This window comes from Corallococcus sp. AB030 (assembly GCF_003668965.1).
In the GTDB taxonomy this organism is placed as follows: domain Bacteria; phylum Myxococcota; class Myxococcia; order Myxococcales; family Myxococcaceae; genus Corallococcus; species Corallococcus exiguus.
Window position 1 is genome coordinate 21,377 of sequence record NZ_RAWQ01000081.1, and the last position, 17,069, is coordinate 38,445.

Annotated in this window: 15 protein-coding genes; 2 read left to right on the forward strand and 13 right to left on the reverse strand. The window is 68.2% G+C overall.

Annotation, left to right across the window (positions count from 1 at the left end; all coding sequences use genetic code 11):
- Positions 1 to 14 precede the first annotated feature (14 nt).
- Positions 15 to 395, reverse strand: coding sequence for a type II toxin-antitoxin system PemK/MazF family toxin (locus D7Y15_RS20110; RefSeq protein ID WP_121753615.1), 381 nt, complete (start codon positions 393 to 395; stop codon positions 15 to 17).
- Positions 396 to 493: 98 nt separating this feature from the next.
- Between D7Y15_RS20110 and D7Y15_RS20115 the strand changes: the two genes are divergently transcribed.
- Positions 494 to 1,396 carry a CPBP family intramembrane glutamic endopeptidase gene (locus tag D7Y15_RS20115; RefSeq protein ID WP_120576640.1) on the forward strand — a complete coding sequence of 301 codons (903 nt, stop codon included), beginning with the start codon at positions 494 to 496 and terminating at the stop codon, positions 1,394 to 1,396.
- A gap of 216 nt (positions 1,397 to 1,612) precedes the next feature.
- Here D7Y15_RS20115 and D7Y15_RS20120 read toward each other — a convergent pair whose 3' ends face one another.
- The 11 genes from D7Y15_RS20120 to D7Y15_RS20170 all read right to left on the reverse strand — a co-directional run bounded on the left by D7Y15_RS20120 (position 1,613) and on the right by D7Y15_RS20170 (position 14,161).
- A complete protein-coding gene (locus tag D7Y15_RS20120; protein ID WP_121753616.1) occupies positions 1,613 to 2,767 on the reverse strand; it encodes a protein kinase in 1,155 nt (384 codons plus the stop codon).
- Between the two features lie 160 nt (positions 2,768 to 2,927).
- Positions 2,928 to 4,736: a serine/threonine-protein kinase gene (locus D7Y15_RS20125; RefSeq protein ID WP_121753617.1), complete on the reverse strand. Its 1,809-nt coding sequence runs from the start codon at positions 4,734 to 4,736 to the stop codon at positions 2,928 to 2,930.
- A complete protein-coding gene (locus D7Y15_RS20130) occupies positions 4,733 to 5,599 on the reverse strand; it encodes a DUF2381 family protein (RefSeq protein ID WP_120576637.1) in 867 nt (288 codons plus the stop codon). Before D7Y15_RS20130 ends, D7Y15_RS20125 begins: the two co-directional genes overlap by 4 nt.
- 101 nt (positions 5,600 to 5,700) lie before the next feature.
- Positions 5,701 to 6,456, reverse strand: a complete 756-nt coding sequence (locus tag D7Y15_RS20135) for a DUF5953 family protein (RefSeq protein WP_120576636.1) — start codon at positions 6,454 to 6,456, stop codon at positions 5,701 to 5,703.
- The gene (locus D7Y15_RS20140) at positions 6,453 to 7,091 is read right to left on the reverse strand and encodes a DUF6310 domain-containing protein (protein WP_306466065.1); all 639 of its coding nucleotides are present in this window, start codon (positions 7,089 to 7,091) and stop codon (positions 6,453 to 6,455) included. Before D7Y15_RS20140 ends, D7Y15_RS20135 begins: the two co-directional genes overlap by 4 nt.
- A gap of 309 nt (positions 7,092 to 7,400) precedes the next feature.
- A complete protein-coding gene (locus D7Y15_RS20145) occupies positions 7,401 to 8,366 on the reverse strand; it encodes a LysR family transcriptional regulator (RefSeq protein WP_120576634.1) in 966 nt (321 codons plus the stop codon).
- 14 nt (positions 8,367 to 8,380) lie between these two features.
- Positions 8,381 to 9,169 carry an SDR family oxidoreductase gene (locus D7Y15_RS20150; protein ID WP_120576661.1) on the reverse strand — a complete coding sequence of 263 codons (789 nt, stop codon included), beginning with the start codon at positions 9,167 to 9,169 and terminating at the stop codon, positions 8,381 to 8,383.
- Between the two features lie 85 nt (positions 9,170 to 9,254).
- Entirely contained in the window at positions 9,255 to 10,148 is an 894-nt protein-coding gene (locus tag D7Y15_RS20155) for a protein-glutamate O-methyltransferase CheR (protein WP_120576633.1), read from the reverse strand.
- A gap of 4 nt (positions 10,149 to 10,152) precedes the next feature.
- The gene (locus D7Y15_RS20160; protein WP_120576632.1) at positions 10,153 to 10,713 is read right to left on the reverse strand and encodes a chemotaxis protein CheW; all 561 of its coding nucleotides are present in this window, start codon (positions 10,711 to 10,713) and stop codon (positions 10,153 to 10,155) included.
- A gap of 15 nt (positions 10,714 to 10,728) precedes the next feature.
- Positions 10,729 to 12,420, reverse strand: a complete 1,692-nt coding sequence (locus tag D7Y15_RS20165) for a methyl-accepting chemotaxis protein (RefSeq protein ID WP_120576631.1) — start codon at positions 12,418 to 12,420, stop codon at positions 10,729 to 10,731.
- Between the two features lie 28 nt (positions 12,421 to 12,448).
- Entirely contained in the window at positions 12,449 to 14,161 is a 1,713-nt protein-coding gene (locus D7Y15_RS20170; RefSeq protein ID WP_169821769.1) for a chemotaxis protein CheA, read from the reverse strand.
- A 454-nt stretch (positions 14,162 to 14,615) separates the two neighbouring features.
- Here D7Y15_RS20170 and D7Y15_RS20175 point away from each other — a divergent pair, with 454 nt between their 5' ends.
- Entirely contained in the window at positions 14,616 to 16,403 is a 1,788-nt protein-coding gene (locus D7Y15_RS20175) for an FAD-dependent oxidoreductase (RefSeq protein WP_121753618.1), read from the forward strand.
- 11 nt (positions 16,404 to 16,414) lie between these two features.
- Here the strand turns inward: D7Y15_RS20175 and D7Y15_RS20180 are convergent, their stop codons facing one another.
- On the reverse strand, positions 16,415 to 16,807 hold the full coding sequence (locus D7Y15_RS20180) for a cupin domain-containing protein (protein WP_121753619.1): 393 nt from the start codon (positions 16,805 to 16,807) through the stop codon (positions 16,415 to 16,417).
- Between the last annotated feature and the right edge of the window lie 262 nt (positions 16,808 to 17,069).

Here is a 17,069-nt window from a genome sequence, read left to right on the forward strand (position 1 = left end):
CACCGTGCTCCGGGTCAGCTGTCGAAGTCGCGAAAGAAGGACGCCTGCTGGAAGCGCAGGCCCGCGAGGACCTGTTCGACCCTCGCGTCGGAGAGCGCCCCGATGCGCTCGCCGAGCCGCGACTTCTCCACTGACGACACCTGCGACACGACCACGACGCTCTGCTTCGCCAGGTGGCCCTCCCCCGCTTCGAGCAGCACGTTGCCGGGCTCGCTCGCCCTCTTCAGGTTGGAGGTGAGCGCGCAGACGATGACGGTGTGGATGCGGGAGCGGTTGAAGACGTCATCCTGGATGACGAGGTACGGGTGGGCGATGGGCGGCACGGAGCCCCGTGCCTCATCCGGCTCGCACCAGTACAGGTCGCCCCGGCGGATCGTCTTCGGGCCCGTGCTCATGCGCCGGGTTGTGCCACGCCGTGTCGAACCAGGGCAATCCTTCCCAGGGCCGCGCGTTGGTTGTAGGCAGGGCGTGCAACCACGCTGCGAGGTTCATCATGAAGGCCGTGTTCCGGGATGGCGAAGGGCACTTGCGCAACGGGTGGAAGGGCCTGGGCTTCGTCGTGACGGCCGCCATCCTCGCGGGCATCCTGATGTGGGTCTGGACGCTGCTGCCCGCCGTCGTGAAGCCGTTCGTGCCGCACTCCTTCTTCGGCTTCCTGGGCGTGCTGCTCGTGAGCCTGGACTTCCTGTATCTCGAAAAGCAGCCCCTGACCCTGTCGTCGCTCGGCATGTCGCTGGACCGGCGCGCGGGCCGTGACTTCGGCGTGGGGGCCCTGGCCGGAATGGTCCTGGTGGGGTTCGTGGCCCTGCTCGGTTGGGTGGCCGGTGGCTACCACCTGGAGCGCGCCGCGAACACGCCGGTGACCGCAATCGTGAAGGCGGCCTGGCTGATGCTGGGCGTCGGTCTCTTCGAGGAGGCGCTGTTCCACGGCTACCTCTTCCAGCGCGCCATCCGGGGGCTGGGCACGCGCTGGGCGCAGGTGGTCATCTCGCTCATCTTCTGTCTGGCGCACCCCTTCAACACGGAGATGGAGGTCCCCACGCGCGTCGTGGCGATGGTCACCACCTTCCTCGCGGGCTGGATGCTGGGCCTGTGCTACCTGCGCACGCGGCACCTGGCGCTGCCGGTCGGCGTGCACATGGGTTGGAACTGGTTCCTGGGCACGATGGGCTTCGGCGTGAGCGGCAAGGAAGCCCGCGGTTGGTGGACGCCCGTCTTCGAGGGCCGCCCGGAGTGGCTCACGGGCGGCGCCTATGGTCTGGAAGCGTCCATCTTCTGCGTCGTCGTCCTGAGCGTGGCAATCATTGCCCTGACGCGCTGGAAGGGCTCCGCCGCGCCGGAGCCGGAGGCACTGCCCCGCCCCAACGAGGCTCCGGTGCTCACGCCTCCAATGTGACGGTCTCCTCGAAGCCACGCTCGCCTGTGACAGTGACGGTCTGGAGTCGGGGGAAGCGCCCCTTCACCCGCTCCACCAGGTCTGGCAGCCTCACCTGTCCACATTGACGCCCACGTGCGGAAGGTCGTGCAGCACTTCATCCGCGATGGCACGCGCCTGCTTGTACACCGATGTCTCGTCCATCCGCGGAGTGTCCGCCAACCGCAGGGGCAGCAGCTAGTTCGTGCTGACTTCGTCCTGGGAAGCCTGGGGGCCACGGGGGCGCCGCATGCCCAGTTCGACCATCGCCTCGTGGGATCGCTTCACCATCTCGTGCAGTTCAGCCACCGCTTCCTTCCGGCCGTAGGCATCTCCCTCTCCGAGCCACCGGCGCAGGTCCGCCGCCAGTTCCCGCGCTGTCTGGTAGCGGGCTCCCGGGCGGGGCTGGAGGAGCTTGCGCAGTGCCAGGCCCAGCCCCTGCGGAAGCGGCTCTGTCAACGCCTCCAGGTCCGCTTGCGTGTAGGTCGCCGCGCGCCAGATCGCGTCCTCCACGCCGGCAGGGCTCCCAGCGAGCCGAGCCCTCCTGACGGCACGGCGGGCCCGCATGCGCTGCCTGACCGAAAGCGAGTCCTTCACCTCTTCGGTCAAGACGTCCGGGGCATCGAGGATGTTCTTCCCTGTCGCCAATTCGAGCAGGACATTGCCGAGCGCGAAGAGGTCCGAACGCGCATCCACACGCCCGGTCAGGAGCATCTCCGGGGAGGAGTAGAACGCATCCCCCTGAGGCTGGCGCACCGTGGACGAAACGCGGCCGGGCAGGTCCGAACGGGCGAGTCCGAAGTCGGAGACCTGCACGTCGCCGTTCCAATCGACGAAGATGTGCTCAACGTCGAGCGCCCGGTGGACGATGCGGAGGGAGCGCCCCTGCGCGTCCTTCGCCTCGTGGGCATGCTCCAGGGCCTCGGCGACGCGCGCCCCGACATGGAGGGTGAAGAGAGGAGAGAACCGGCGACCGCACTCCCCGGAGAGCGTCAACAGGGTGTTGATGGTGTGTCCCGACGGATGCTCGGTGATGACGTACCAGCACCCCTCCGCCTTGTGCAGCCCTTGGACACGGAGGATGCCCGGATGGTCGAGGTACGTCGCGAGACGCACCTGCTCCTCCAGCTTCGCCCGCGCCCGCTTGACGCGGGGCATCTCCATCAACTTCGGAACGCCCACCGCCTTGAGAAGCACCTTGCCTCGGATGATGCCCTCTGGAGTGCGGCGCCGGGCCAGCAGGAGACTCAACTCGTGGTGGACCGCTCCCAGGTCTTCGCGGAACTCATACTGGAAGCCGTCCCTCGTGAAGAGAATCGCCCCGCGTGGAAGCCTGAACTCCCTTTCCGACATGTGTCTTCCTCCTCTTCGCGCAGGCATTCCGGCCCCGCTCGTCGCGGGCGACGGTACCCGTGGGATGGGAAGAAACGGAACGACCCTGGGCGTTCATGTCGGGTTCGAGGAGGAGGGGCGCGAAATCAAGCACCTACCCACCACGTCGTCCCGGGGCTGCTCAGGGCCAACGGTCCACAACGAACCCGCCACCCCGATTTGACGCCTTCACCCTGCCGTCCTTGAACTCTTCGGCCGTGGTCTCAACCACGAAGCAGATGGGGTACTCCTCCTGTCCCGGCAGCTTCACCCGGTCATACCGGATGACGAGTGTCTCTCCATCCGCACGCCCCATCTTGTCAGAGAGGTAGTACGCCTTGCCGTAGAAGCGTGTCCCCACAGGGGCGACCGCCTTCTGCCGGTCGATGTTGATGCCTTTCGGGACAATCCCCACCACCTCCGCGCCAGCGGTGAACCACACGAGTCCCCACGGTGCCTGGCGCTCGTCGAGTTGGAGGCTGAACTGGTCTGCGCCCCTCCAGTGAAGCTGCTCCCGCATGGTTTCATACGCCCCATCCGGACAGGTGAACGCCTCGGGCCTGATCTGAGCTCCCGGACAACCCGCCGCCAGCGCCGCGACGAGCGACAACGATGCGCACTCCACGGCGGCAACAGACTTCTTCGGCATGCGGGGCGCACGTCCTGGGGATGAGGCTTCGGGTGCTGGGGTCTTCAAGGCGGATCCTTCCTTCGGGGCAGCGGCGACTGCGGGCCCCGGGACTGTCACGGACGAAAGGCCAGCAGGTGTCATAGCAGGAGGTGTTGTCGTAGGCGGCGCGGAATGGGTGGTGGCGGGAGGAGGGCGTGGGGCTGCGGTGACGCGCGATCCGGCAGGCCCGCCGGGGACGCTCCTTGAAGAGCGCCAGAGGACCGAGGCCATGACGAGCGCGACGATACAAGCGATGCCTGCGAGCCACCTTCCCGTTCGGCGCGGTCGCTCCAGCATGGCCACATGCCGTTTGAGGGATTGCGGCGTGGAGGGCATCGCCAATGCCGTGGGCACCGGCCCTCCGTGACGCTGTTCAGCAGGCGGATGGGCCGGCACGTCATAGTCAGCGGAGCGCGCGTCGCGGAGATCCGCCAACTCGCGGCGCAGCGCTTCGGTATCGACCGGACGCCTCCTGGGGTCTCGGTCCAGGATGATCTCGACGAGGTCGCTCAGTGCCGCTGGCACCCGCACATTCGCCAATCGGGGTGACGGCGGTGGGAGGGCAAGACTGTTCAAGTCGAAGCGCGGACGAAACTCCGTCGGTCGCGGGTCGGTCAGCAGCTCATGGAGCATGACTCCGACCGCGAAGATTTCGTCGGCGACCTGGAATGCGTAGCGCGCCCGGCGCTCATCCTTGTGCTCGTGCAGGAACTTGAACTGCTCGGGCGCGCGGTAGCGGTCCGTGCCCGGAGGGAGGCCCCCGTCCGTCAGGTCTTCTGCGAGGGTGTAGGTCGCGCAGCTGAAGTCGATGATGACGGGCTCGCCGTCGCCCTTGCGGATGAGCACGTTGGACAGCTTCAGGTCCCGATGCAGGATGCCCCGGCCGTGCATGTAAGACAGCGCACCGGAGATCTTCTCGAAGACTCCGAGGATTTCACGAACGGTCGGGTGCTTGCGCTCTGCCCACTCCGCGAGCGTCCAACCGTCCACGTAGTCGAGCGCGAGGTAGAGGTTCCCGCTCTCCGCGAGGCCATGTCCCTGCGGCCGGACGATGTTCGGATGGTCCAGCATGAGCAGTGCCGTCAACTCCCGCAGCGTCCGGGCGTGGGTCTGCTTGAAGTCGCCGCTGGACTCCCGGTGCTGGGCCATCTTGATGGCACGGTGCCTGCCGTTCTTTTCGCCAAGGAAGACGAACGCGAAGCCTCCGTCGCCAAGTGCCTTGGCCACCTGCCACCCATCGATGAGTGAGCCGGGTGGAACATGGAGCAGTGTCGCGCTCATTGGGCGTCCTCCGCTGCGGGTTTCGGGAAGCGCACGCCTGGAATCGTGAGATGCCCCCCATCTCCGCGCACCTCCAGGGTGAAGACGAGGTCCGCTTGCGTCTCTGCCACGTCCACGACGGCAAGCACACGCTCTGCCTCTCCCGGAAGGATTGCCCCCGGCTTCTCCGCTACGAGCCGCGCGCGCAGGGGTATGCCGGCTCGCCCCACGAATGTCGCCTCTCGGGGTGTCCAGGCCGGGCGGTCAGGGCCGTTCACAATCGTCACGGCCGCCAGAATCCAACCCGTGCCTCGAAAGGCTACGATCGAGTCCCAGTTTAGCCCCTGCACAGCATCGAACTTGCCTTTGCGGCTGGACGTCGTGACGCCCTTCGCGTCCACGTAGCCGAGCAGCACGAAGTCTTCCGGCTTCGGCGCCGGGGCTTGGGCCGTGGGCTGGCAGGCCGTGTTCGGCGGCTCCGGGCGTTGCACGTCGATCCGTGAGTCCACATCGGCCGGATCGGTCACGAGCACGAAGGCGGCCCGCGTCGGCTGGTGGCCGTCCGCGAAGAAGACCCCGATCTCCTGTCGCTCACCGTCGCCGAGATTGGCCACGGGCTGAACGATGATCGACCGCTCGCCCGCATCCAGGACGCGGATCCGGGACTCATCGAAGGTCAGGGTCTTGCGCTGGATCGGTGAGGAGAACAGGAACACGGTCGGCGTGTCCCCCGCGACGTGGACGACGGGCAGCGGTCCGGTGGGCGTGCTGGCGACGGTGACGGGTCGTTCCCGCCTGACGCGCGCACCCGGTGCCTGCTCAGCCCACGCAACAGCTCCCGTGACAAGCGTGAGCGCCAGGGCCAATCTGAACGGTTGGAGCAATGGTGCATGACCTGCCAGATGGGAAGGCTACCATCGCGGATGCCCGCACAGCGGGTCTCTTTCCTACAACCGGAGCCACGTCCCAGGCCCCTTGAGCGAGGTCAAGTCGCTGCGCGTCCGCCGATCTCCGGAAAGCGTTCGTAGGCGCGCTTGAGCGCGTCCAGGTGGGCGGGGTCGTCCAGGTCGAGCGGCGTATCCGTGAGCTGTACGACCCACCCACCAGACGCCGTGCGCCGCGCCCGTGTGAGCAGTTCGGCGTCACGGGTTGGGTCCGGGAACCCGATGGCCTCCGCGGCAGCAGCCGACCAGTAGTTCAGCCACCCGAGGTAATAGGGAATCTCGGGTGAGCGGAGATGCTCGAAGAGCTTGAGGGCCGGCAGGCCCCGGGGAGGGGACGGTGGCCCTTCCAGCGTGGGAGCTATTTGCTCCGCGATGTCCCCCGAAGCGCCGTCCGGCGTCGCCTGCCCCCAGAACGCGCGTGCGCCCTTTGCCACTGATTCAAGCACATCCGCCGCTGCCGCAATAACCGCCGCATCTAGAGGCAACTTCGCATGGATTTGGAGCTGGGGCCGTCCGCCTGGACTCTCATATACGGAGCGTTGCAGCCCGGAGATCATTACGGGGTAACGCTCATCGTTGTTACATACCATCGGAAACTCACCGCGCATGGCCTCCTCAGCCAACCACGCATCGCGCTGTGGCAACGCGGCAAGCCGTCGCCTCTCGGTAACTCTCCACTCCAGGCGCAAGCCGGGCAACGCTCGTTCCAAGCCATGGACGGCAGCGAGTGTGCGGTTGTCGTTACCCACAAGTGCAGGCGCATAGACGTTGATAATGAGGGGACCTTGAGCGGTCATCGTTTGCACCTCGTTACGACGATTTTGAAGGTGGGATCCTGCTTGAGCAGCGCGAGTCTGTGCGCATCGGTGCTCACGCCAACAACAAAATCATATCCGCAAGCCCGCGCCGCAGCACGCTCCTTGCGCAATTGTTTAATTTCCTTTTCAATCTCCTGACCCTGGATATAAGCATTGTACGTGTCAAATTGATGGGTCTTGATCTCCCACAGCACGCGCACGCCGACTTGCAACGCATCGAAGCGCACGCCACCAACGAGCACGTCCATTCCGGGATAACGGTTGGGTGGGAACTTGTCGGCACATTCATTATGCGGGTCGTCCTCGCCCGCGTGGGGTACTGGAACAGGCTCACAACTGGCGCGTCCTGTCCGGTCCACTGGCACAGGCGGCACTGGTGGCTGCCAGTCCTGCCCCGATGGCTCCGGCTTCAGCTTGGGCTTGCGTTGCGCTTCAGCTTCCCGGGATGCCACCTTCGTTCCTCGTGAGGTCCCTGCTTCCTCGGGGTAGGCGTGCCGCAGCTCATACGCGTCCAGCGCCTCCTTGATGGCGACGCCGACCACCACCACACCCAGGACGATTACAACTCCCACAACGATCTCGGGAGCCACCAGCACGCAGAGCCCGACGCCCATGGCACCAGCGCCAGCGGAGGCGACCGCGCATCTTCCTGTGGTGTCGTGGAACTCGATCCGGTCATGGTCGAGGGCCTGATAGCACCTCTCCATCAGGACGGGCCAAGGCTGTGACGCTTCGCGGACCACGCACCGCCCATCGTCAGCCCAGGGCAGCTTCGCCGCCCGCTCAAGGTTGGTGAGTCTCTGGCTCCGCGGTCCGAGTGTGCCGGGAGTCGGTGTCGACGTGGCGCACGCCGAAAGAAAGAGGAGGAGTGCGATGCTAGCGCGGAAACGCATGGCCATATCCTCGCAGAAGAATGGAGGGTTTCAGCTGCCTTTTCCAACAGCATGCTTGCGCGTCCGGGGACGCAAGCGCTTCGGGCGCGAGGCTTCCGCATCAGCCTGCGCAACCAGGTACTCCGCGAACACGGACTCGAAAGTCTTCGCGAACTCACGGATGCGGGGGACCTTGCGCAGGTCCTTGTGCATCGTGAGGTAGAAGCGCAGTGACGGCAGCGGCGTCTCCAGCCGCACCCGCTTCAACTCCGGGTGCTGCTTCTCCGAGCCAATCCCAAGCATGACCAGCCCCATGCCGCCCTTCGCCGCGTGCAGCCGCGCCTCCATCGAATTGGAGCGGAAGGGGAAACGGGAAGCGCCCCGCTGGCTCAACCACTGCGAGGGGCCCTGCCCGCGAGGCGTCTCGTCCTCCACGACGAAGTCCTGCCCGCGGTAGTCGTCAGCGCCCAGGAAGCGCTTGGGGAGGGATCGCGAGAGGTAGTCCTCGCTCGCGTAGAGGCCGCTCACGACCTCACCCAACGGCTTGTCGACGAGCACCGGCGAGGAGGACCGGCCCCCTCGCACGCCAATGTCAGCCTCGCGCGAGGACAGGTCCACGAACCGCAGCTCCGAAATCACTTCAATCAGCGTCTCCGGATGCAGCCGCCGGAAGCGAGTCGCCGCCTCCGCCGCCCCCGTCAGGAAGCCGTCCGGAAGGGAGATGCGAATCCTGCCCGCATAGGGTGAGCCTCCGCCGCCATCGCGCCGGTGCGCGCGCAGGGATTGCTCGAAGCGCTCAGCCAGCGCGATGAGCTCCAGCGCTTCCTTCTCCAGCCACGCCCCCTGCGAGGTGCGGTGGACCAGCGCGCGCCCCAGGTCCTTCTCCAGCGCTCCGATGCGGCGCGCGACCGTGGACGTCGACAGGCCCAGCTTGAGCCCCGCCGCGAGGAAGCTGCCGCCGCGATGCACTTCGAGCAGGACGTGGAGGTCATCCCAGTCAGGCAGTTTGTTTTCCATGAGCGGAAAGCACTCTAGGTCGCCGGCAGCGCGGGCGTCTTCGGCCGGGTCATCCGCGCGATGACCTTCGCGCTGAGCTCCCGCGAGAAGAACCGGTTGGCGAAGGCCGCGAGCCGGTTGCCAAAGCCATGCACCACCGACGAGCGCCCGGCGATGAACGCATCCAGGCCGACCTCCACCACGTCCTCCGGGCGCGCCTTCCTACCGGGCGAAGCGCCCTCCCCCGAACGCTCGAAGAACGGCGTGTCCGTGGCCCCAGGAGACAGGGCGAGCACCCGCACGCCACGCTCGCGGTACTCCGCCCAGAGCGCCTCGCTGAAGGACAGGACGAAGGCCTTCGTCGCCCCATAGACAGCCATGTACGGCGTCGGCTGGTACGCCGCCATCGAGGCCACGTGGATGACGCCTCCCTGGCGCCGCTCCAGCATGGGCAGGAAGACGTGCGTCAACTCCACCAGCGCATGGACGTTGAGAGCAATCTGCTCCAGCTGGTCCTTCAAGGGCAGCACGTCGAAGCCACCGTGGAGCCCGAACCCCGCGTTGCTCACCAGGACGTCCACCTCCAGCCCCTTCGCGCGCACCGCCTCGAAGAGCCGCTGGGGCGCGCCCGGGGCGGTCAGGTCCGCGGGGAGGACATGCGCGTTGCCCAGCGCCGCCGCGAGCGCCTCCAGCTTCGCCTCGCTCCTGGCCACCAGCACCACCGTGGCCCCCCGCCGTGACAAGCGCCGCGCGAACTCCGCGCCAATGCCCATGGATGCACCGGTCACCAGCACCGTCTTGCCCGCGAAATCAAATCGTTTCATGGGACCAGGATGCGCGCCGGCCACCCCAGCAACAACGGGCAGCGGCGGGCACCTGCTTTCCACAAATGGAAAGCGGCGCCTTCCCCTACTCGCGCGACGGAAACGGCGGTCCCGGGCGCGGCGTGTACACGTTGGCGCTCACGGAGCGCGCCGCCGCGGTGATGCCAATCAGGCTCTCCGCGTGCCCCAGGAAGAAGTAGCCCGTCTCCGGCAGCCGCGACAGCAGCCCCTGGATGACGCGCGTCCGGGCCTCCGTGCCGAAGTAGATGAGCACGTTGCGGCAGAAGATGATGTCGAACGGTCCCACCGGCCAGGTGGCGGGCGCGTGCAGGTTCGCGCGGGCGAAGCGCATGAAGTGGCGCAGCTCCGGGCCCGCCGACATGAAGCCCTCCTGGGTGCGCACGCCCTTCAGCATGTACTTGCGCAGCAGCACCTGCGGAATGGTCCGGGCCCGCTCCATGCTCCAGAGGCCCTCCTCCGCGCGCTTCACCGCCCAGGTGGACAGGTCCGTCGCGACGAGCTCCAGGCTCCACCCGGAGCCCTTGGGGAACGCCTCCAGCAGCTCCATCGCCAGCGAGTACGGCTCCTCGCCCGTGGAGCAGCCGGCGCTCCAGACGCGGATGCTCCGGGGCCGCCGGCCCTGCGCCGCCTGGGCCGCCCACTCCGGGAAGACGTGCTCACGCAGCAGGTCGAAGTGCCGGGGCTCGCGGAAGAAGGACGTCTCGTGGGTGCAGAGGCTGTCGAGCATCCGCACCTTCTCCGCCTCGTTCCCCCGCGCGGTGACGTACGCGTGGTAGGCGGCGAAGGACGGCAGCCCCAGCTCCCGCAGCCGCCGCGACAGCCGGTTCGCCACCAGCGCGTTCTTGGCCGCGGACAGGTGGATGCCCGCCTCCGTCTCCACCAGATGCTGGAACAGCGCCAGCTCCGAGCGCGACAGCGCCGGAGGCAGCGCGGACGGCCAGAGCGCGTCCTCGCTCATCCCCTCACCCGTTGCCCGATGCTTCCGGTGCCGAGGCCGGAGCCGCCAGGGCCGGAGCCGCCGGAGCCGCTGCCTCGTCGGTGGCGGCCGTCAGCCGGAGCAACTCCTCCAGCGACAGGACCCGGTCCAGGTCCAGCAGCAGGATGAACGTGTCGTTGTGGCGGCCCATGCCCCGGAGGAACTCCAGCCGCACGCGCGTGCCGAAGGCGGGGGGCGGTTCGATGTCCGCGGGGCCCAGCTCCAGCACCTCGCGCACCGTGTCCGTGAGCAGCCCCAGCACCGTCTGCTGGCCGTCGAGCACCACCTCCACGATGACGAAGCAGGACCAGCGGGTGATGGGCCGGGGCGGCAGCCCGAACTTCACCGCCAGGTCCACGACGGGCACCACGCTGCCGCGCAGGTTGATGACGCCCTGCACGGCCGCGGGCATCCCCGGCACGCGCGTGACGGGGCGGTGTTCGATGATCTCCCGCACCCGCAGGAGGCCCACGGCGTACTCTTCGCCCGCGAGCATGAAGCTCAGGTAGCTGGACCTGCCGCTGCCCGGTTCGGTGGACTGACTCATGGTACGAGCCCCTTCCTAGAACCGCTGGAAGTCATGGGGGGCCGGCGCTTCCGCGCCGTTCTGGAGCCGGGACAGCGCCCCGTTCGTGGACGTGGCCAGCGGCCCCTGCGCCGCCGCCTGGAGGCCCCGGACGGGCGAGGCCGGCAGCCGGGGCGCCATGGGGCGATGCTGCGTGGAGGAGGCGTTGAAGCTCATGCCCTCCACCAGCCGGAAGAAGTTCATCATCTGCAGCAGCGACTCCGCCTGGGTGGCCATCTCCTCCGCGGTGGAGGACAGCTCCTCCGCGGCGGACGCGTTGCGCTGCGTGACTTGATCCACCTGCGTCATGGCGCGGTTCATCTGCGACACGCCGATGGACTGCTCGCGCGAGGCGTTGGCCACCTGCTGCACCAGCTCCGACGTGCGGCGGATGGCGGGCACCAGCTCCGACAGCAGCTGGCCGCTGCGCTCGGCGACCTTCACGCTGGAGGTGGCCAGGCTGCCAATCTCCTTCGCGGCCTTCTGGCTGCGCTCCGCCAGCTTGCGTACCTCCGTGGCGACGACGGAGAAGCCCCGGCCGTGCTCCCCGGCGCGCGCGGCCTCCACGGCGGCGTTCAGCGCGAGCAGGTTCGTCTGGTAGGCAATCTCCTCCACGATGTCGATGCGCTCCGCGATGGCGTTCATCGCCTCCACGGTCTCCTTCACCGCGCGGCCGCTCTCCTCCGCGTCACGGGCGCCCTTGAGGGCCGTCTGCTCCATCTCCCGGCTGTTCTCCGAGTTCTGGCGGATGCTGACGTTGAGCTGCTCCAGGCTGGCGGTGGTCTCCTCCACGGAGGCCGCCTGGGAGCTGGTGCCCTGCGACAGCCCCTGCGCGGCGGACGCCACCTGGAGGGACGCGGACGACAGCGAGCCCGCGGCGCCGCGCACCTCGCTGATGACGCCCGACAGCCGGTGGATCATGTCGCGCATGCTGCCCATCATCCGGCCCGTCTCGTCCGTGCCCCGCGTGGTGATGTTCGCCGTGAGGTCGCCCGCCGTCACCTGCGACGTCACCTGCACGGCCTCCGTCAGCGGCTGCACGATGCTGCGGGTGAGGAAGAAGGACAGCAGGGCCGCGAGCACCACGCCCAGGACGCCGCCCATGATGATCATGTCGTAGAGGTCCACCACCATGCCCGCGGTGCGGGTGGTGCGCTCGGCCAGCAGGGCGGTCTCGTCGTCCCCCAGCTTGGTGAGCAGCATGCGGATGCGGTCCGCGGTCTGCTTGCCGCGCGCGGACTGCTCCACCGCGACCAGCTGGGCCAGCTCCCCGCGGCCCGCGTTGACCTCGCGGCGCTGCGCGATGAGGGGCTCCAGGTGCTGGGAAATCCACTGCTGCAACAGGTCGCGGATCTCCTGCTGGCGCTCCTGCTGGCGGTGGTCGCTCTGGGTGAGCTGGCGGATGCTGTCCAGGCTCTGCGACACGCTCATCCGGGCCATGTTGTAGGGCTCCAGGAACTTGTCGTCGCCAGTGATGAGGAAGCCGCGCTGCCCCGTCTCCAGGTCGGCCATGTCACCCTCCAGGGTGCGCACGGCGATGAGCACCTTGTGGCTTTCGGTGTCGCCCTCGGCGGTGACGGAGACCTTGAGGATGGTCGTGTACACCACCACCACGAGCGCGATGATGATGGCGACCATCGCGCTGAAGGCGAGCGTCAGCTTCGCCGTGATGCTCAGGTTGTTGAACATGATGACTCCAGAAACAGAAGACTGACCGCTACGGCGCCCGGGTGGCGTTCGCGGGAGAAGGGGTTGCCAGGGGGGAGGGAGGACTGAGCGCGGCCTCGGAGGCGTGGAGGATGGCCCGGCGCACCAGCGCGGGCGTGTCCAGCAGCAGCCCCACCCGGCCGTCGCCCAGGATGGTGGAGCCGGAGATGCCGGGGATGCCCTGGAAGAGGCGCCCCAGGGGGCGGATGACCCGCTGGCCCTCGCCCTGGAGCTCATCCACCGCCAGGCCGATGACGCCGTCCGGATGCCTGAGGACGACCACGTTCTCCCGGGCTGGCGTGCTCCCGCCCAGGGAGAACACCTGGCGCAGCCGCAGGAACGGCAGCGGCTGGCCTCGCAGGGACAGCACACCGGACGACTCCAAGGTGCGCTCGTTGGCGGGGACCTCCATGCACTCCTGCACGCCCTCGATGGGGACCACGTACACCTGGTCTCCCACGCCCATGGCGAAGCCCTGGATGACGGCGAGCGTGAGCGGCAGCCGCAGCGTCAAGGTGGTGCCCTGCCCCTCCTGGCTCTGGATGGACACGGAGCCGCGCAGCGCTTCGATGTCCCGGCGCACCACGTCCATGCCCACGCCGCGGCCGGACAGCTCCGTCACCTCGGTGGCCGTGGAGAAGCCGGGCTCGAAGATGAGGCGCAGCAGCTCGTCGTCGCGCAGCCGCTCGGGCGCCGCCACCAGCCCCTTCTGCTTCGCGCGCTCGCGCACCCGTTCGCGCTGGATGCCGCGGCCGTCGTCGGACAGCTCCACCACGACGCTGCCAGCGTCATGGTAGGCCTTGAGCCGCAGGCGGCCCCGGGGGTCCTTGCCCGCGGCGCGCCGCTCGTCCGGCGTCTCGATGCCGTGGTCCAGCGAGTTGCGCAGCAGGTGGAGCAGCGGGTCGCGCAGCGCGTCCAGCACCGCGGTGTCCAGCGTGGCGTCCTCGCCCTCCAGCTCCAGCTGGGCCAGCTTCTGCTGGGAGCGGGCCAGGTCGCGCACGGTGCGCAGGTGCTGACGGAACAGAGGCCCCACCGGGACCATCCGCACCTTCATCACCTCTTCCTGGAGCGCCTCGAAGAGCGGATCCATCTCCCGCTGCTGGTTGAGCGCGTCCTCCCAGCTGGCCCCGGACTCCTCCGCGCGCGACAGGAACTGCGCCATCCGCCCGCGCGCCACGGACAGCTCCGCGGTGAGCGTGACGATGCGGTCCAGGCGCTCCATGTCCATGCGCACGCGGGTCCGCGTCGTGCCACGCGCCTCCGGCAGGCGCGGCAGCGCGGCGGGAATCGGCAGCGCCTCCGTGGGAGCTCCCGCGACGATGCCCTCGCGCAGCAGGGTGAGGTGGGTCTGGTGCACCGCGCCCAGCGAGTCCACGCCCGCGAGCGACGCCTGGCACAGCTCGCGGAGGTGATCCACCGCGCCCAGCAGCAACGACACCCGCGTCTCATCCAGCGTGAGGCGCCCGTCGAGCAGGGCCTGGAGGAGGTCCTCGACGCCGTGCGTGTAGTCCGTGACGGCCTGGAAGCCGAGCGACGCCGCCGCGCCCTTGAGCGTGTGCGCACCGCGCAGGATGCCCGGGAGCAGCCCCTCCGCCGGAGAGACCTCCAGCGCGATGAGGTTCTCTTCCATGGAGGAGACCAGCCCCTCCGCCTCGTCCGCGAAGACGGCCAGCACCTTCTGCCATTCCGCGGCGGTCTCTGACGGGATGTCCCCCGGGCCCATCGTCACCTTCCGCCCCAGGGGCGAAGGGAGACCGGCACACGTAGAGGGATGGGTGGAGGGATTCTCAAGAACACGGACGCGCGCCCCCCTTCCTCAGGATGCAAGGCATTGCCATGAAGGTGGGCCGTCCCCCAGGCGAGGAATGAATCAAGAACTGAACAGTAGCGAAATGAACACAAATAAACAACCTCACCAGTGATTTCACGCAGCGTTGGAATCCACGGGAAAACAAGGCCCGGGACAGAGCAGGACGTCACAGGTTGGCTGAGCGAGGCTCCACGACGAGAGCGTATCTCACCTGTCGTGAGTTACTTGTTTCAATCCCATCCACATCCAACACACTGCGTCTCGTACGTTCGTCCAAGACATCTCACTCGCACTCCGGGGTGATGCGGACTCCCCGGGGCATACGCGACGCTGGCTTGAGCGCACGCCGAGCAGCCGGAGGTGCTTCATGCCCAGCGTCATCGTGGTGGGAGGAGGCGTCGCGGGACTGACGGTCGCGCACGAGCTGGTGGAGCGCGGCTTCGAGGTCCATGTCTTCGACACGCGGACGACCTGGGGCGGCAAGGCCCGCTCGCAGCCGGTGGCGGGCACGGGGACGAACGGGCGGCGCGACCTGCCGGGCGAGCACGGCTTCCGCTTCTACCCACGCTTCTACCGCCACGTCATCGACATGATGCAGCGCACGCCCGCCGTCCCCGGCGCGGCCACGCCCTCCGTGGAGCAGCACCTCAAGGCCACCACGGAGAGCGCCATCGCGCTCATCGACGAGGACACGTGGTACCGCTTCTCCCGCCGCAAGCTGGACAAGCCTTATGACGTCCTGGAGGCGCTGGAGCTGTTCTTCCAGAAATTGGACTTCGACAAGGCCGACAGCAGCCTCTACAGCCTCAAGATCCTCCAATTCCTCTCATCCAGTGAGGCCCGCCGGTTCGGCCAGTACGAGCGGATGTCCTGGTGGGACTTCGCGCAGGGGGACCTGTACTCGCCGAAGTTCCAGCGGCAGCTGCGGGCCGTGCCGCGCACGATGGTGGCCATGGATCCGCAGCGCGGGTCCGCGCGGACGATTGGCGCCATCTCCATGCAGCTCATCCTCGACTTCGCCCAGAGCGGGGTGAACAACGACCGGACGATGGGCGGCCCCACGAGCCAGATGTGGCTCGAGCCCTGGCTTGCCCACCTGCGCGGACTGGGCGTGCAATTCCACGCGGGCGTCCCATGCACCGGGCTCGACGTCGCGGGCGGGCGCATCGCCGGGGTCCGCTTCGCCAACGGCGAGTCCCGCATGGCCGACCACTACGTGCTCGCGGTGCCGCTGGAGGCGGCGCATGCGCTGATGACCCCGGAGCTGGCCGCGTTGGACCCGGCGCTGGCGCGGCTGCGCGCGGCGGACGTGGAGCAGCTGGTGTCCTGGATGGTGGGCATCCAGTTCTTCCTCTACGAGGACGTGCCGCTGGTCCGCGGCCACACCTTCTATCCGGACTCCCCGTGGGCGCTGACGTCCATCTCGCAGCCGCAGTTCTGGCGCGAGCTGGGGCTGTTCCGGCGCGTGTTCGGGGATGGGCAGGTGGGCGGGCTGCTGTCCATCGATGTCTCGGATTGGAACACGCCCGGCACCTTCGTTCCGAAGCGCGCGAAGGACTGCACGCCGGAGGAGATAAAGACGGAGGTCTGGGGACAACTCAAGGCGGCGCTCAACGGGCTGGACCCGGACGAGCAGGTGCTGACCGACGAGCTCCTGCACTCCTTCCACCTGGACGCGGACCTGGACTACGGCGGCGGGCTGCCGCCGCGCAACTCTTCCGGCCTGCTCGTGCACCCACCCGGCTCCTGGGACGTGCGTCCGGAGGCCGCGAGCGTCATTCCCAATCTCTGTCTCGCGGGGGACTACGTCCGCACGCACACGGACCTGGCCTCCATGGAAGGAGCGTGCGAAGCGGGCCGCCGCGCGGTCAATGCCATCCTTGACCGGACGCAGTCCCAGTCCAGCCGCGCGCTCATCTGGCCCCTGGAGGAGCCGGCGTGGGTGGAGCCATGGAAGCGCCTGGACGCGGCGCTGTATCAACGCGGACGCCCGCACCTGTTCGAACTGCTGGGCCTGCGCACCGCGGTCCAGGCCTCGGACGTGCTGCGCCGGTTCGCGGCGCTCACGGGCCTCGTCGACGTGGATGACGGGTTGGATCAGTTCCGCGTCTCCAGCGTGGTGGACGCGCTGCTGGAGAGGCTGGGCATCGACTGAGCATCGACGGACTACTGGAGCGCGGGCTGCTCCTGCTCCTCCTTGCTGGCCTTGGCGTAGTCCTCCGCGCCGGTGAAGTCGACGACGCGGCAGGGTTCATCGCCCACGACCCAGGCGTCATGGCCTGACGGGATGAAGGCGACGTCGCCCGGCGCCAGGTCCAGCTCCTGACCGTCATTCATCACGACGTGCATCCGCCCGGACAGGATGCTGAGGGTGTGGACGACTTCGCAGGACTCCGTGCCCGCGATGGGTTTCACGTGCTCCGACCAGCGCCAGCCGGGTTCGAAGTAGCCACGGCCAATGCTGAGCGCTCCCATGTTCAGGACGATGGCCTCTCCGTGCGAGACGAAGGGCCGGCGCTCGTCCGCCTCGTTGGCCTTCTTGATGATGGCGCGTCCCATGGTGCAATCCCTCCCGGTGAATGGGTCCCAGGAAAGCTGGGGGCTCCGCGCGCCGGCGGAAAGGGTTCGGGCGCGGACGCGGACGGTGGACCGGAGCACGGGGTGTAGCGCCCGTCCCCACCTCCGTACCTTCGTGCCGCAATCCGGTCCCGAGGGAATCAAGCCATGCGCCCAACGTCGCGCCTTGCCCTGTGGGCATGTCTGGTCATCGCGCAGGGATGCCGCTCGCATCACGAGCCGCCTCCCGCGCCCCCACCCACGC

What these genes read in the sequence shown, in the direction of transcription:
- D7Y15_RS20150 (WP_120576661.1), bottom strand. Translation starts at nt 9,169, where the DNA reads ATGAAACGATTTGATTTCGCGGGCAAGACGGTGCTGGTGACCGGTGCA.
- D7Y15_RS20110 (WP_121753615.1), bottom strand. Translation starts at nt 395, where the DNA reads ATGAGCACGGGCCCGAAGACGATCCGCCGGGGCGACCTGTACTGGTGC.
- D7Y15_RS20170 (WP_169821769.1), bottom strand. Translation starts at nt 14,161, where the DNA reads ATGGGCCCGGGGGACATCCCGTCAGAGACCGCCGCGGAATGGCAGAAG.
- D7Y15_RS20165 (WP_120576631.1), bottom strand. Translation starts at nt 12,420, where the DNA reads ATGTTCAACAACCTGAGCATCACGGCGAAGCTGACGCTCGCCTTCAGC.
- D7Y15_RS20115 (WP_120576640.1), top strand. Translation starts at nt 494, where the DNA reads ATGAAGGCCGTGTTCCGGGATGGCGAAGGGCACTTGCGCAACGGGTGG.
- D7Y15_RS20180 (WP_121753619.1), bottom strand. Translation starts at nt 16,807, where the DNA reads ATGGGACGCGCCATCATCAAGAAGGCCAACGAGGCGGACGAGCGCCGG.
- D7Y15_RS20155 (WP_120576633.1), bottom strand. Translation starts at nt 10,148, where the DNA reads ATGAGCGAGGACGCGCTCTGGCCGTCCGCGCTGCCTCCGGCGCTGTCG.
- D7Y15_RS20135 (WP_120576636.1), bottom strand. Translation starts at nt 6,456, where the DNA reads ATGACCGCTCAAGGTCCCCTCATTATCAACGTCTATGCGCCTGCACTT.
- D7Y15_RS20125 (WP_121753617.1), bottom strand. Translation starts at nt 4,736, where the DNA reads ATGAGCGCGACACTGCTCCATGTTCCACCCGGCTCACTCATCGATGGG.
- D7Y15_RS20145 (WP_120576634.1), bottom strand. Translation starts at nt 8,366, where the DNA reads ATGGAAAACAAACTGCCTGACTGGGATGACCTCCACGTCCTGCTCGAA.
- D7Y15_RS20175 (WP_121753618.1), top strand. Translation starts at nt 14,616, where the DNA reads ATGCCCAGCGTCATCGTGGTGGGAGGAGGCGTCGCGGGACTGACGGTC.
- D7Y15_RS20140 (WP_306466065.1), bottom strand. Translation starts at nt 7,091, where the DNA reads ATGGGCGTCGGGCTCTGCGTGCTGGTGGCTCCCGAGATCGTTGTGGGA.
- D7Y15_RS20160 (WP_120576632.1), bottom strand. Translation starts at nt 10,713, where the DNA reads ATGAGTCAGTCCACCGAACCGGGCAGCGGCAGGTCCAGCTACCTGAGC.
- D7Y15_RS20120 (WP_121753616.1), bottom strand. Translation starts at nt 2,767, where the DNA reads ATGTCGGAAAGGGAGTTCAGGCTTCCACGCGGGGCGATTCTCTTCACG.